The sequence below is a fragment of the Flexivirga oryzae genome, assembly GCF_014190805.1.
In the GTDB taxonomy this organism is placed as follows: domain Bacteria; phylum Actinomycetota; class Actinomycetes; order Actinomycetales; family Dermatophilaceae; genus Flexivirga; species Flexivirga oryzae.
The window spans coordinates 93,391-107,482 of sequence record NZ_JACHVQ010000003.1 but is presented as its reverse complement, the minus strand read 5'-3'; the positions used below and the strand labels follow the sequence as shown (position 1 = coordinate 107,482).

General features: G+C 69.3%; 13 protein-coding genes. 9 read left to right on the top strand and 4 right to left on the bottom strand.

The genetic code is table 11. The annotated features are described in order from the left end of the window. Positions 1 to 4: 4 nt before the first annotated feature. The 3 genes from FHU39_RS17465 to FHU39_RS17455 all read left to right on the top strand — a co-directional run bounded on the left by FHU39_RS17465 (position 5) and on the right by FHU39_RS17455 (position 2,998). The gene (locus FHU39_RS17465) at positions 5 to 592 is read left to right on the top strand and encodes a copper resistance CopC family protein (RefSeq protein ID WP_246336696.1); all 588 of its coding nucleotides are present in this window, start codon (positions 5 to 7) and stop codon (positions 590 to 592) included. A gap of 10 nt (positions 593 to 602) precedes the next feature. After that, positions 603 to 1,652 carry a zinc-dependent alcohol dehydrogenase family protein gene (locus FHU39_RS17460; RefSeq protein ID WP_183322309.1) on the top strand — a complete coding sequence of 350 codons (1,050 nt, stop codon included), beginning with the start codon at positions 603 to 605 and terminating at the stop codon, positions 1,650 to 1,652. Positions 1,653 to 1,792: 140 nt separating this feature from the next. Then, complete coding sequence (locus tag FHU39_RS17455; RefSeq protein ID WP_183321976.1) at positions 1,793 to 2,998, top strand: NAD(P)/FAD-dependent oxidoreductase; 1,206 nt, start codon at positions 1,793 to 1,795, stop codon at positions 2,996 to 2,998. Positions 2,999 to 3,024: 26 nt separating this feature from the next. Here the strand turns inward: FHU39_RS17455 and FHU39_RS17450 are convergent, their stop codons facing one another. Beyond that, a complete protein-coding gene (locus FHU39_RS17450; RefSeq protein WP_183321974.1) occupies positions 3,025 to 3,642 on the bottom strand; it encodes a TetR family transcriptional regulator in 618 nt (205 codons plus the stop codon). A gap of 159 nt (positions 3,643 to 3,801) precedes the next feature. Between FHU39_RS17450 and FHU39_RS17445 the strand changes: the two genes are divergently transcribed. The 3 genes from FHU39_RS17445 (at position 3,802) to FHU39_RS17435 (ending at position 7,260) form a co-directional block, all read left to right on the top strand. Then, on the top strand, positions 3,802 to 4,332 hold the full coding sequence (locus tag FHU39_RS17445; RefSeq protein WP_183321972.1) for a helix-turn-helix transcriptional regulator: 531 nt from the start codon (positions 3,802 to 3,804) through the stop codon (positions 4,330 to 4,332). Positions 4,333 to 4,405: 73 nt separating this feature from the next. Then, complete coding sequence (locus FHU39_RS17440) at positions 4,406 to 5,371, top strand: extracellular solute-binding protein (RefSeq protein ID WP_183321970.1); 966 nt, start codon at positions 4,406 to 4,408, stop codon at positions 5,369 to 5,371. Further along, complete coding sequence (locus FHU39_RS17435) at positions 5,371 to 7,260, top strand: ATP-binding cassette domain-containing protein (protein ID WP_183321968.1); 1,890 nt, start codon at positions 5,371 to 5,373, stop codon at positions 7,258 to 7,260. Before FHU39_RS17440 ends, FHU39_RS17435 begins: the two co-directional genes overlap by 1 nt. On the opposite strand, the gene FHU39_RS17430 is transcribed toward FHU39_RS17435, so the two are convergent. Continuing rightward, positions 7,192 to 7,860 carry a class I SAM-dependent methyltransferase gene (locus FHU39_RS17430; protein ID WP_183321966.1) on the bottom strand — a complete coding sequence of 223 codons (669 nt, stop codon included), beginning with the start codon at positions 7,858 to 7,860 and terminating at the stop codon, positions 7,192 to 7,194. The two genes, FHU39_RS17435 and FHU39_RS17430, sit on opposite strands and share 69 nt — an antisense overlap. A gap of 126 nt (positions 7,861 to 7,986) precedes the next feature. On the opposite strand from FHU39_RS17430, the gene FHU39_RS17425 reads away from it, so the two are divergent. Then, complete coding sequence (locus FHU39_RS17425) at positions 7,987 to 8,817, top strand: TrmH family RNA methyltransferase (protein ID WP_343065968.1); 831 nt, start codon at positions 7,987 to 7,989, stop codon at positions 8,815 to 8,817. Between the two features lie 117 nt (positions 8,818 to 8,934). Here FHU39_RS17425 and FHU39_RS17420 read toward each other — a convergent pair whose 3' ends face one another. Beyond that, on the bottom strand, positions 8,935 to 9,534 hold the full coding sequence (locus FHU39_RS17420; protein ID WP_183321962.1) for a hypothetical protein: 600 nt from the start codon (positions 9,532 to 9,534) through the stop codon (positions 8,935 to 8,937). A 54-nt stretch (positions 9,535 to 9,588) separates the two neighbouring features. On the opposite strand from FHU39_RS17420, the gene FHU39_RS25055 reads away from it, so the two are divergent. Both FHU39_RS25055 and FHU39_RS17410 read left to right on the top strand, forming a co-directional pair. After that, the gene (locus FHU39_RS25055; RefSeq protein WP_183321960.1) at positions 9,589 to 11,514 is read left to right on the top strand and encodes an ATP-binding cassette domain-containing protein; all 1,926 of its coding nucleotides are present in this window, start codon (positions 9,589 to 9,591) and stop codon (positions 11,512 to 11,514) included. After that, positions 11,514 to 13,349 (top strand): ABC transporter ATP-binding protein, encoded by a 1,836-nt coding sequence (locus FHU39_RS17410; protein ID WP_183321958.1) that lies wholly within the window; start codon positions 11,514 to 11,516, stop codon positions 13,347 to 13,349. The genes FHU39_RS25055 and FHU39_RS17410 overlap by 1 nt, the downstream gene beginning before the upstream one ends. Positions 13,350 to 13,469: 120 nt before the next feature. On the opposite strand, the gene FHU39_RS17405 is transcribed toward FHU39_RS17410, so the two are convergent. Next, a complete protein-coding gene (locus tag FHU39_RS17405) occupies positions 13,470 to 14,084 on the bottom strand; it encodes a TetR/AcrR family transcriptional regulator (RefSeq protein WP_183321956.1) in 615 nt (204 codons plus the stop codon). Between the last annotated feature and the right edge of the window lie 8 nt (positions 14,085 to 14,092).

Sequence of the window (14,092 nt, the reverse complement as noted above, 5' to 3'; positions counted from 1 at the left end):
CCGGATGACGCTCCGCCGTGTGCTCCTCGCCGCCATCGCGTTCCTGGTCGCGGTGTGTGGCGTCATAGCCGCTGCGTGGGCGCACGACTACCTGGTGAGCAGCAACCCGACGGCGAACGGCACCGTCTCGGCCGCCCCGAAGACGGTCACCCTGACCTTCAACGACATCGTCCTGAGCAAGCCGGCCGCGCCGCAGGTCACGGTCAAGGGCCCGAACGGCCGCTATTACGAGACCGGTTGCGGCACGGTGAGCGATCGGGTCGTGACGACCCCCGTCGCGCTCGGCCCGGCCGGGAAGTACACCGTGACCTGGCGGATCGTCTCCGCCGACGGGCACCCGGTGTCCGACAGCATCTCCTTCAGCTACCAGGGCAAGGCGACCGGCGCGACCGGCGCAGCGGCAGCCAAGCAGTGCGCCGCGACCGCTGCCAGCACCGAAAAGTCTTCCGGCGGAGGCGTTCCCACCGCCGCGATCGTCGCCTTGGCGATCATCGTCGTCGTGGGCGTCGGTGGTGCGGCAGCCATCCTGCTGACCCGCGGACGCGACCGGCAGCCGGACGACGTGGACGACCTCGACGACGACGAGGAATGATCGTCGCGTGATGCGCGCGCTGCTGCTGGACCAGATCGCCGGACCGCTCCAGGTCCGCGAAGTGCCACCGCCGGAGGCCCCGGAGGGCGGCGTCGTGGTGCAGGTGCGTGCGACCGGCCTGTGCCGCAGCGACTGGCATGCCTGGGCCGGGCACGACGACATCGCCCTGCCGCACGTGCCCGGCCACGAGCTCGCCGGTGTGGTGTCGGCGGTCGGCGACGGCGTCGAGCGGTGGCAGGTGGGCGACCGGGTCACCGTGCCGTTCGTCGAGGGCTGTGGCCGCTGCGTGTGGTGTAAGTCGGGCAATGCCCAGGTCTGCCCCGACCAGGAACAACCCGGCTTCACGCACTGGGGCTCGTTCGCGGAGTATGTCGCCCTGCACGCTGCCGACACCAACCTCGTCGCGATCCCGGACGCGGTCTCGTTCGAGGCTGCCGCCGGCCTCGGGTGCCGCTTCGCCACCGCCTACCGCGCCCTCGTGGGACGAGCCCGACTGCAACCCGGCGAATGGGTCACCGTCGTCGGCGCCGGTGGTGTCGGCCTGTCCGCTGTGATGATCGCCAAATCCCTTGGCGCTCAGGTGATTGCGGTCGACCGGCACGAGGGGGCGTTGGCCAAGGCAGGTCAGCTCGGCGCGGACCGCCTGATGCTGTCGGAGGACGGTTGCGACATACCGGCCTGGGTCCACGGCCTCACCGGCGGCGCGCACGTGGCGGTGGACGCGGTCGGCACCGAGCAGACCTGCGCCGACGCGATCCACAGCCTGCGACGGCGTGGCCGGCACGCACAGGTGGGTCTACTGCCACCGGTCGCCGGGCACCCACGGGTGCCGATGGATCGCGTGATCGCCTGGGAGCTGGACGTGTTCGGCAGCCACGGCATGGCGGCCGCCGACTATCCGGGGATGCTCGAACTCATCGCATCCGGCGCGCTCACCCCGCAGGCCCTGATCGAGCGGGTCGTCGGCCTGGACGAGGCCGCGCAACTGCTGCCCGCGATGGACCGCGCCACCCCGGCCGGCATCACGATCATCGATCCGACCCTCACCTCGGTCTCGTAGGCCGCACCGAGAGTGCAGTAGTTGTCGTTCAGCGGCACCGATGGCGACAACAAGTGCACCCTCGGTGCGCACGTCGGTCGGCGGCATACGATCGGAGCAACCGGCGCAGTGCCGCCGGCGCACGCGATCCAAGGAGAGCCATGGCAGAGCTGGACGGCAAGAACTACGACTACGTGATCGTCGGAGGCGGGGTGGCGGCGGCCGCCGCGGTCGGCGGGATCCGCGAGCTGGACGAGACGGGTTCGATCCTCGTCCTCGGCGCCGAACCGGACGGCCCGGTCTATCGGCCGGACCTGTCCAAGAAGCTCTGGCTGGACAAGGACGCCAGCCTCGACAAGGCCTGGCTGCTCGACGGCCAGCAGGTCGACCTGGAGACGAGCACGCCGGCGACGGCGATCGACCCCGACGCGCACACCGTGCAGGTGGAGGGTGGCGCGACCGTGAGCTACGGCAAGCTGTTGCTCGCCACCGGTTCGAGCCCGCGCCGGCTCGACCTGCCCGACTCCGACCGGATCGTCTACTACCGCACCGCCGAGGACTATCGACGGCTGCGTGAGCTCACCGGCGAGGACACGCCGGTGACGACGATCGGCGGCGGCTACATCGGTGCCGAGGTCACCTCCGTGCTCACCCAGAACGGCGTGAAGGTCACCATGATCTTCGACGAGACCCTGGTCCAGCAGCGCCTCTTCCCGACGTCGATCGCGGAGCTGATCACCAAGGACTTCACCGACCGGGGCGTGCGACTGCTCACCGATGAGACGGTGTCCGGCGGGGAACTCGCCGACGACCGGGTCGGCATCCGGGTCGGCGACGGTTCGCTCATCGAGGCCGGTGCGGTCGTTGTCGGCGTCGGGGTCGCGCCCAACGTCGGGCTGGCCGAGGCCGTCGGCATCACCACCGACAACGGGATCGTCGTCGACGACAGGCTGCTCACGTCCGCCCCGGACGTGTATGCCGCAGGCGACGTCGCGCGCTACGACGATGCCCTGTTGGGACGGCGTCGCGTCGAGCACGTCGACAACGCCGAGGCGATGGGCAAGAAGGCCGGCCGCAACATGGCCGGCGCCGACGAGGCCTACGACTACACACCGATCGTCTGGTCCGACCTGTTCGACAACGGCTACGAGGCGGTCGGCGACCTGGACGCACGGCTGGACACCGTCGAGGCCTGGAACGACGACCACACCGCAGCGGTCGTCTACTACCTGGACGGCGACACGGTCCGCGGCGTGCTGCTCTGGAACACCTGGGACTCCACCGGCAAGGCGCGTGACGTCATCGCGCAGTCACGGGACGGCAAGATCGGTCGCGACCAGCTGGTCGGCACCATCCCGCCCGGGTAACGCTGCGAGGAGTCGGGCCAGAGAGCTCAGTGCACCTTGGGCAGGACCTGGAGCAGGTCGTGCCGAAGGTGCTCGGCGGTGCCCTCCAGGTCGGCACCGAGCAGCTCGTCGCGGACCGCGCGCTCGATCAGCGCGTCGACCTGCTCGGCGAGCAGCTCGAACGGCGGGTCGAAGCGCCAGCCCAGTGACTCGTAGCGGCCCTGCACCTCCTGCTGCCACTTCTCCCGGTCGTCCTCGACCTCCGCTGCGTAGTCGCGCAGGCTCGGCTCGAACTGGCTCTGGTTGCGCAGGTCGTAGCGGATCCGGTGCAGCCGGCGGTTGAGCCGGAAGCTCCCGCTCAGCGCATCGGCCAGCGTCCGCGAATAGTCCGTGACAGTGGCGGCGTCGGCACCGTCCGCGGCGAAGATGTGCGCGTCGGTGATCAGCCGCACACACTCCGCGACCAACGCGTCCTTGCTGTGGAAGTAGTAGTGCACCATCCCGTGCGAGAAGCGGGTTCGCTTCGCGACGTTGCGAACCGATACCTGCGAGTAGCCGTGCTCGCTCCACGTGTGCAGAGCAGCAACAGCCAGATCATGCCGGCGACCTTCGTGCATGTCGTCGTCGGCAGCACTGTTGTCGGTGTTGCGCAGTGGTTGTGTCACCCGTCAATGGTCCCACTGCAACGTGGTGCGGATGGTGTTGAAGCGGAACGAAATTCGGGTGGGCGCACAAGTCACCCGTCAAGTTTCAGCAGGTGGACATCCGGGTGCGCTCGTCCGGCGCGCCACGATCACCGCCGCCGTCCGCGGTAGCGTGCGACGGTGGACACCGTGGTCGCCGTCAGCACCGCCGGCTTCGGTGTGCTCGGAGTCGTCGCGGAAGGGCCGACCCATGGGTTCGCGGTGGCCGCGCTGTTCACCGCAGGCGGCGAGCTGGGTCGGGTATGGCGCATCCCGCGCCCCGTCGTCTATCGCGAACTGAGCCGGCTGACCGATGCCGCGCTGGTGCAGGCCGTCGGGGTGGAGACCGACGGGCCGGGACCGGACCGGACCATCGTGGAGGTCACCCCGGAGGGCCGGGACCGGTTGCACCAGTGGCTGAACGAACCGGTGACGCGTGCCCGCGATGCCCGCTCGGCGCTGCTGCTCAAGCTCGCGCTGCTCGATCGCAGCGACCGGGACACAACGCAGTTGGTGGCCGCCCAGCGTGACGTGTTCGAGGCGCGCCTGCAGGAGCTGCAGTCGCGGGTCAGCGCTGCCGAACCGGGCAGCTTCGAGCGGACGCTCGCCATCTGGCGGGTCAGCTCGACCCGCGCGATCCTCGACTTCCTGGAGACGCTGGCGTCGGACTGATCGGGTCACCCGCAGGTCTCGTGTCGTGGGAACTAGTCACACTGCGACTAGTTGACTGCTAACTTCGTGCTCCATGAGAGATATTTCGCGTCGCGGCCTACTGGCTCTCGGACTCGTCGGTGGTGCCTCGGCACTCGCGGCGTGTGGCTCCTCCGGTGGTGGCTCGGAAACTTCGTCCGGTGCGGGTGCCACCTCAGGGGGTGGCACCAGCTCGGGTGCTGCTCCCACCGGGTCCGGTTCCGGAGCGGCCGCCGCTCCCACCGGCTCGGGCACGGTCAACGTCCTCTACGCGGGCTCGTTGGTCGCGCTGATGGAGAAGCAACTCGGCCCGGCATACGAGAAGGCGACCGGCTACAAGTTCGCCGGCTTCTCCGCCGGCTCCACGGACCTCGCCGCACAGATCAAGGGCAAGGTCCGCAAGGCGGACGTCTTCATCAGCGCGAGCCCCAAGGCGGACGCCGAGCTGATGGGTGCGAAGAACGGCGACTGGGTGACCTGGTACATCAACTACGCCAGCTCGGCGCTCGTGCTCGGCTACAACGCGAAGAGCAAGTTCGCGGACAATATCAAGGCTGGCCCCTGGTATGACGTGATCACCGAGTCGGGCTTCCGCATCGGCACCACCGACCCCGAGGCCGACCCCAAGGGCAAGCTGGCGCACCAGGCGCTGCTCGACGCCGGCAAGCAGCACCCGAAGCTGCTCGACCTGGCCAAGAACGACAAGATCGTCTTCCCCGAGGAGACGCTGGTCGCCCAATTGCAGTCCGGGCAGTTGGACGCCGGCTTCTTCTACACCAGTGAGGCCAAGACGGCCGGCATACCCACGGTGGAGCTCACCGGCCAGGACCTCTCGGCTGCCTACACTGCAACCGTGGTGAAGAACGCTCCCAACCAGGCCGGTGCCGAGGCGTTCGTCGCCTACCTGCTCGGGCCGGACGGGCAGAAGTTCCTCAAGCAGGACGCCTTCAAACTCGTGACTCCGCCCACGATCACCGGATCGGGCGTTCCCGATACGGTCAAAAAGGTGCTGTCCAGCTAGTGATCGGGAGGCGACGCAGCGGCCCGATCGCCATGTTGGGGGCGCTGCTCGCCCTCTACCTGGCGATCCCGCTCGTCGCCTTCCTCATCCGGCTCGCCGGGTCGGACAACCGCGGCTTCACCGAATCCGGCCTGCTCGACGCCGCGCGGACGTCGGCGATCAGCGCCACCATCAGCGCCACGATCGTCACGGTCCTCGGGGTCCCGCTGGCACACTGGATGGCACACTCGCACGGAACCCTGCGCCGCGTGGTCAACGTGCTGGTGCAGCTACCGCTCGCTCTGCCACCGGTGATGAGCGGCATCGTGCTGGTCTACCTCGTCGGGCCCTACACCTGGCTGGGTGAGCGCTTCGACGGCCACCTCACCGAGTCGGTCGCGGGTGTGGTGATCGCGCAGACCTTCGTCGCGTCGCCGTTCCTCATCATCGCGGCGAGGTCCGCGTTCGAAGCGATCGACCCGCAGTTGGAGGACGTCGCGGCGACCCTCGGGCACCGGCCGCTGTCGCGCTTCATCCGGGTGGATCTGCGGATCGCCGCACCCGCCATCCGGGCCGGGCTGCTGCTGACCTGGCTGAGGGCGCTCGGGGAGTATGGCGCGACGGTGCTCCTCTCCTACCACCCCTACACGCTGCCGGTGTTCACCTACGTGCAGTTCTCCTCCACCGGGATTCCGACGACCCAGGCGCCGACCGCGATCGCACTCGGTGTCGCGGCGATCGTCCTGTTGCTGGCCGGCTTCCGGCTGCCCCGCACGGTGCGCGAGCGGCTCCGGCGAAGCGCGCCCGAGGTGGTTGCGACCCGTCCGTCGGCGGCGCAGGCGCATCCCGTCGCCTTCGACATCGACACGCACGTGGGCGGCTTCCACCTGCAGGTCGCGCACAGCGCGAAGAGTCCCCGCATCGCCGTGCTCGGCGCCTCCGGTGCCGGCAAGTCGATCCTGCTGCGGTCGCTGGCCGGCCTGCTCGGGTCGGGTGTCGGCTCGGTCCGGCTCGGGGACGTGGAACTGTCCGGGACAGCGGTCGAGGACCGGCAGCTGGGCTACGTCCCTCAGCAGCACGGCCTCTTCCCGGACCGGACGGCCTGGGAACAGGCGACTTTCGGCATCCACGCCGACCCCGGTGTCGCGGCGTGGTGGTTGCAGAGGCTCCAGCTGGACGGCCTGCAGGACCGGCTGCCGCAACAGCTGTCCGGTGGTCAGCGGCAACGCGTCGTCATCGCCGCGGCACTCGCGGGTGTGCCCCGCCTGCTCCTGCTGGACGAGCCGTTCTCCGCTCTCGACTACCCGGTGCGGCAGGAGCTCACCGCGCTGGTCCGCCGGTTGCAGCAACAGGATTCACTGGCGACCGTGCTGGTCACGCATGATCCGGTGGAGGCGGCGATGCTCGCCGACGAGCTCCTGGTCATCGCGGACGGGCGACTGGCGCAGGCCGGCACCGTGCGCGAGGTGTTCGACGCGCCCGCCTCGCCGGCCGTGGCTCGACTGATCGGCCTGACCAACGTCCGCGACGGTCTGATCGCCGACGACGGGTGTGTACTCAGCGACGGCGTACGGATCCGCACGGACGCGTCGCTGCCGGACGGCTCCGCGGTGACGTGGTGCGTGCGGCCGGAGTTCGTCCGTGCGAGCGCGAAGGGTGAGCACGAGGTGACCGTCACCGACGTCGCAGATCTCGGCAGCCGCCTGCTGCTCGATCTGGAATGGTCGTCAGGGCTGAACCTGCAGGCACATCAAGCGATTTCGTCAGCGGGTCCGTCGTGGCCGGAGGTGGGATCCACCCTGCGGGTCGACCTGGATCCTGCCGGGATCAGCGTGTGGCCGTCAGGCGGCACGCCGGCGGAAGACCGCCCGGTAGCGGATCCCTTCGGTGTCGTGCACGACCCGCTCTAAAGCCAGGTCGTCGGTCCCGAACGCCTCGATCTCCGCACGGGTGAGCCGCCACGGCGGACCGTAGTCGGGGTCCGGCTCCGGTGGCAGCACACCCCCGATCACCAGCAGCACCCCTCCGGGTGCGACGAGCGAGCGAACTGCGGCGGTGGCCCGGGTCCGCACGTCACGCGGCATCGACTGCACGGTCATCGCCTCGACGACCAGATCGAACGCGCCGCGCCACTCCTCGGGAAGGTCGAACAGGTTCGCGACGCGGTAGTCGACGGTGCTGCTCGGGTGCGCAGCGGTGATCCGGTCGATCGCGGTGTGCGAAATGTCGAACGCGGTGGTCCGGAAACCCAGTGATGCCAGCAGTTCCGCGTCGTGCCCCGGTCCGGCGCCCGGCACGACCGCGGTGCGCCCGGACCCGGTCGCCTCCTCGGGATACTGGGCGAACCACTCGCTGAGCAGCGGGTGCGGTCCACCGCGGTCCCACGGGATCTCGACCTCGCCGTGCGCTGCCGCGTCATACAGCTGCTCGAACCAGTCGGTGGGGCTTCCGGCCGCCAGCGATGCCTTCGCGAGCTCCTGCGAACGGTCGAAGCCTGGTGTCTCCGTCATGCACCCACCCTGCCACGTGCGCTGGTTGAGTAAGGGCGAGGAACGAGCCCGCATCGAAACCCGCCACCCCCGCGGGTCGAGTAGCGACGAAGGAGCGTATCGAGACCCAGGATGCACAATAGGCACGTGCCCTCACGCGTCCACCGAGTCTTGAGCCGCAACGCGACCTTCCAGCAGTGGCAGGCGCTGCTCGGCAACCGGACGAAGCGCCATCGGGCCGGTGAGTTCGTGGTGCAGGGTGTCCGGCCGATCTCGCTTGCGCTGCAGCATGATTGGGACTTCAGTGCCTTGTTGCGTCCGGTCGGCGCACGTGCGTCTGCGTGGGCGGAGGAGGTATGGCGCACGGCGCCCGGCCGGCGGTACGAGCTGGCCGACGACCTGCTCGCCGAACTGGCCGAACGTGACACCGATGAGCCGCCGGAGCTGGTCGCGATCGCGCGGATGCCGGCCGACGACCTCGACCGACTCGCCGACCCTGCGCGGGCGCCGCTGATCGCCGTCTTCGACCGGCCGTCCAGCCCGGGCAACCTGGGCACGGTGCTGCGCTCGCTGGACGCCTTCGGCGGCACCGGGCTGATCGTCTGCGGGCACGCTGCGGACCCCTACGATCCACGTGCCGTCCGTGCCTCGACCGGCTCGCTCTTCGCCGTGCCGGTCGTGCGGTCCGGATCGGCTGACGAGGCGTTGTCCTGGATCCGCGCACAACGTGGATTTGGTTTCGGATACACGGTTTTCGGCACCGACGAGGGCGGGGAGAGCGATCTGCGCCGCATCGACTTCACCGGGCCGTCGGTGATCGTCATCGGCAACGAGACACGAGGCATGAGTCGTGCCTGGCGGGACGCGAGCGACCGGGTGATCAGCATCGCGATGGTCGGCTCGGCGAGCTCGCTGAACGCCGCAACCGCCGCCTCGATCGTGCTGCACGAGGCGCTCCAGCAACGCCGCAACCGGTAACCGGGTGACCGGCCGCGAGCGCCGCCTCCCCTGATTGACCGGCATACCCCCGCATTGACCGGCAGGCCGATTTCCCCGGAATCCGTATGCCGCTCGATGCGCCGGTATGCCGCTCGATCAATCGGGCATGGGCGCCAGCGCGATGTCCAACTGATATCGCTCGAGATCCGACTCGTCCGCGCTTCGGGCGATCCACCGGTCGCGTAGGTCCCGGATCTCCTCAGCGAGTTCGCGCGCCTCGTCCTCGGTGATGCGCAGTGAGCAACCGCTCTGGTGTGTCACTGCCGCGAGCCCGGTCCCTTCCCGCAGGACCCGGTCCTGGCTGCCCCGCGTCGGTGACGACGCCGAGACACGAAAGTCCCCGCCGATCACCCACTCAGGCGCCGCGGCGGCGAGCGCGTCGATCATGTCCTCGTTGGACCGGCGCATCACTCCGGCGAAGTAGTCCTCCGGTAGTGCTTCTGCGGGCACCACGAATTCAGTTGCTATCGCGCGGTATCGCTTGATCGGTCGCCCTTTGCGCGGCTGCTCGGAGACCACGTGTAGCAGCCCGGCGTCACACAGACTGCGCACCCAGTAGTGCACCTTCGTCAGCGGTGTTCGCAGCAGTTCGGCGGCTTCGGAGACCGAGTGGTCCTCGTGCAGGAACGGCGCGAGGTAGTGCGCGGCGCCGTCCCGCAGTAGGGATCTGACCATGACCGGGTCGGTGATCTTCACCTATTCAGGATATGCAGTAGCAATCGAAGTAGCTTGGTGTTTACATTTCCTCTCGTGCGAACTCTCGATATATCGCGTCTCAGGGGATGGATGCTGCGCTGGCTGGGTGTCGAGCGACACTTCTGGCGGATGATGTGGCGCTCCAGCCCGCCGCTGGTCTGCGCACTCCTCGCCGTCATCGCGTTGCGCGGGGTCGCCATCTGGCTCATGGTCTACGCGAGTGGTCAGGCGTTGCAGGCCATCATGGTCGGATCGAGCGAGGTCTGGGGCTGGCTGACACTGACCGCGATCGGGCTGGCCGTCGAGCCGCTCGCGGAGGCCTGGCAGATGTCCGGTGCCGTGGCCCTGCAGCGGCGGTTCACCCGACAGCAGGTGCTGCTGGTCGCGGAAGCCGCGAACGCACCGCACGGTATCGAGCACCTCGAAAACCCGGCGACCAGAGCGCGATTCAGTGACATCGAGGACTACCTGCGCGGCATGTTCGGTGTCAACGCGATGTATGCGACCTGGAGCGTCCTCGGGTATGCCGCAGTCGGGCTCGGCGGCCTCGTGGCCGTCGCGCAGTGGTCCTGGCTCGCCGCGCTGTGGACACTGCTGTCGTTCCGGGTCCTGCACGTCACATGGACGGGCTATCTCGACGTGCTGCTGAAGGACCTGGTCGAGGACGGCAGCATCGGTCGGCGCCAGGCGGACTACCTGCGGTCGATCCCGTTGGAGCGGGCGGGTGGCAAGGAGCTGCGTCTCTTCGGTATGACGCCGTGGCTGCTGCGGCGCTACTCGCAGGTCTGGCAGGCGGCGTTCGTCGGCATCTGGCAACGCCGGTCACGGGCACTGCGCGGAGCGCTGATCGGGTGCACGATCTCGGCCACCATGCTGGTCGGCTCCTATGTCTGGGTGGGGCACGCCGCCTGGACGGGCGCGATCTCGGTCGGTACGACGGTCGCGGTCCTGCAGGGTCTGATGCAGATGGCCGCGCTGGGCGCGCTCGGCGACGTCAACGTGCAGGCCATCCGGGCCCGCTTCTACGAGAACGAGATCCGTCAGCTCCGTGCCGATCACGGCCTCGGGCACACCCTCGGTAGGTCGAACGTCGGCGATGCTGCGGGTCGAGTGGCGGGGGAGCGCAGCGGAGGAGGCGTATCGAGACCCGTGGCGGCCACTGTCGACGTCACGGATGTGACCTTCACCTACCCGTCGCGCACCGAGCCGGTCTTCCGGCACCTGGAGCTGCACATCCCGGCCGGCCAGTCGGTCGCCGTCGTGGGCGTCAACGGCGTCGGGAAGTCGACCCTGATCAAGCTGCTCTGCGGCCTCTACGCACCGGACGCCGGGACGGTCCGGGTGGACGGGCACGACCCCGCCGCCGACGACGGCACCCGGCGCCGGGTCGCGACCATCTTCCAGGACTTCGTGCGCTACCACCTGAGTCTCGAGGACAACGTCGCGTTGCCCCTGGTCGCACGCGGCGTGGAGTCCGGCGCACTGCGCCATACCGCAGAGGAGGCACTGCGCGATGCCGCCGGCACCGACGTGCTCATTCGGCTCGACGACAACTGGGACACGGTGCTCGAGCCCGGATACGCAGGCGGCACAGATCTTTCCGGTGGCCAGTGGCAACGGGTCGCGTTGGCCCGGGCACTCACCGCGGTCGCGGCCGGCGCAGGCGTGCTCGTGCTCGACGAGCCCACCGCTGCGCTGGACGTGCGCGCCGAGGCCGAGATCTTCAGCCGCTTCCTGCAGGTCACGCACGGCGTGACCACCATCCTGGTGAGCCACCGGCTGTCGAGCGTCCGGCACGCCGAGCGGATCGTGGTGCTCGGACCGGAGGGTGTCGTGCAGGACGGGTCACACGAGGAGCTGCTGGCGGCCGGCGGTCCGTACGCCGACATGTTCCGGCTGCAGGCGGCGCGCTTCGCGGCCGCGGGCGCCGACAGCGGTGAGCCGGTGTGGGTCGACGCCGAACTCGCAGGGGAGCGCTGATGATCCGCTATCACCTGCAGTCGATCGCGCTGGTCCTGCGGACTTCCTGGGGGATCAGCCGGAGCGCAACGGTCGTGGCGTTCCTCGAGGCGCTGGGCCGGGTGCTGCAATACCTGCGCCCGCTGTTCTTCGGCCTGATCGTCGCCGGGCTGACGACGCACGAACTCCACCTGCTCGTGGCCGGTCTCACCGGGTTCGCGTTCACCGAGTCGTTCGGTTTCGTCCTCGGCGTGTGCGGCGTGCAGGCCAGAGTCGGCCTGAACGAGCGCATCGGGCATCACTTCGACTCCGAGGTCGCCCGGATCAGCGGCACCGCGCCGACGCTCGATCACCTGCAGGACCCCCGGTACCGGGACCAGATGCACGCGTTGCGTGAGCGGATGGGCGCCCTTGGTATGGCGTACAACTCGCTGATCAACGCGGTCAACAACCTGGTGGCACCGGTCACCACGATCATCGTCGCCGCGGGCGCCGACCTTCGGCTGCTGCTGCTGTTGCTGATCGGCGCACCCGCGAGCTGGTGGGCGAGTTGCACCATGCGCTGGGAGCAGCAGGCCGAGGACAGCTCGGCGGCCGCCGGTCGCCGCAGCAAGCACTTCGCCAACCTGAGCGTCGACCCGGTCGCCGCCTCCGAGCTGCGCATTTTCGGCGCCCGTGGACGGCTGCTGCGGCTGCTCGGCCAGGAGGCGGATGAATGGCGGAAACCGTTCGTCCGTGCGGAAGCCCGCGGTGCCGCCTTCTCCAGCGTCATCACGCTGCTGTATGTCGTCGCCGCGATGGCGATCCTGGTCTGGATGGCGCACGACGCCCTGCACGGCCGGGTGTCACCCGCACGGTTCGCGACAGGGGTCCTGGTGGTCGGGCAGCTGCGCGATGTCGTCGGAAGTCTGCAGTCCACAGTGCATTTCCTCGGCCAGACGCTGCGCACGGTCAAGCGCTACCGCTGGCTGGAGGAGTATGGCGAGCACGCGGCGGCGGACCACCCGGGCGTCGCCGAAGCACCGGCCGCACTCCGCGACGGGCTGACGCTCGAAGGCGTGAGCTTCCGCTACCCGGGCGCCGATCGCGAGGCGCTGCACGACGTCGACCTGCACCTACCGGCCGGTGAAGTGGTCGCCGTCGTGGGCGAGAACGGTGCCGGGAAGTCGACCCTGATCGGCCTGCTCACCGGAATGTATGACGTCAGCGGCGGCCGGGTCCTGGTGGATTCGACGGATTTGCAGGAGCTTTCGCTGGACGACTGGCGCCGGCACTGCGCCGGTGCCTTCCAGGACCACCTCAAGCTGGAACTCACCGCCCGCGAGGCCATCGGCGTCGGTGGCCTGGAGGACACCGCTGGTCGAGTAGCGAGGAACGAGCGTATCGAGACCGAGCCCCTCGCCATACCGCCCGACGATCGCATCCTCCGGGCGCTCGACGACGCGGCCGCCTCGGACGTGCTCGCCGCGCTGCCGGACGGCCTGGACACCCACCTCGGACCGTCGTGGCCCGGCGGTGTGGATCTGTCCGGCGGGCAGTGGCAGCGGCTGGCGATCGGCCGGGCGATGGTGCGGCAGGCGCCGTTGCTGCTCGTGCTGGACGAGCCGACGTCGGCACTCGACCCAGCGACCGAGCACGCGCTCTTCGACCGGTATGCCGCCGCGGCCCGGGAGACCTCGCGAGCCGGAGGGGTGACCCTGATCGTGACGCACCGCTTCTCCACCGTCGCCTCGGCGGACCGGGTCGTCGTCCTCGCCGACGGCACGGTCGCCGAGCAGGGGACGCACGCGGAGCTGATGGCGGCGGGCGGGCACTACGCCCAGCTGTACGGTCTGCAGGCCGCGGGCTACCGGTGACGGTGACCCTGCACGATTGACCGGCATACCCCTGCAACGAGCGGCATGGCGATTTCCGCGGAATCGGTATGCCGGTCGATGCAGAGGTATGCCGCTCAATGAATGGGTCGGTGCGGCGCGTCAACCGGCGGCCGGGGTCGTCCACGCACGTGCCATGGACCTCAGCTGCTCGTCGATGTCGGGCCACGCGAAATGGCTCATCGGAGTGCGCAGCACGACGAGCCCGTGGATGCCGCACCACAACTGGGTGGCGCGCAGTCGCGCGTCCTCCTTGCTCGAGCTGACGTCGGCCAGCGCGTCCACGAGCAGGTCGAACTGTGCCTCGCCGACGAAGCTGTGCCCGTCGATCAGCGGGAGGTTCCAGGTCTTGGTGAACAGTTGCCGGAACGCGCCGGGGTGCTGCTGGGCGAAGGAGACGTAGGCCCGGCCGAAGCCGATGACCTGCTCGTATGGCGTCGGCCCGCTCTCCTCGGCCGAGGCGATCATCGACGCGCCGAACTCCCGCCAGAGCTTCTGCTTGACCGCCATCAGCAGCGCGTCGATCGAGTCGAAGTGCAGATAGATCGAGGTCGGCGTGATGCCCACCTTCCGGGCGACGGCACGCAGCGACAGCTTCCACGGATCGTCCAGCTCCTCGCAGAGCGCGATCGCAGCGTCGAGGATCTCCTCGCGCAGGCGGGCGCCCTCGCCGCGTGCCGCGACCGTGCGACGCCTGCTGGTCCGCTGTGCCGTCATACCGCCGA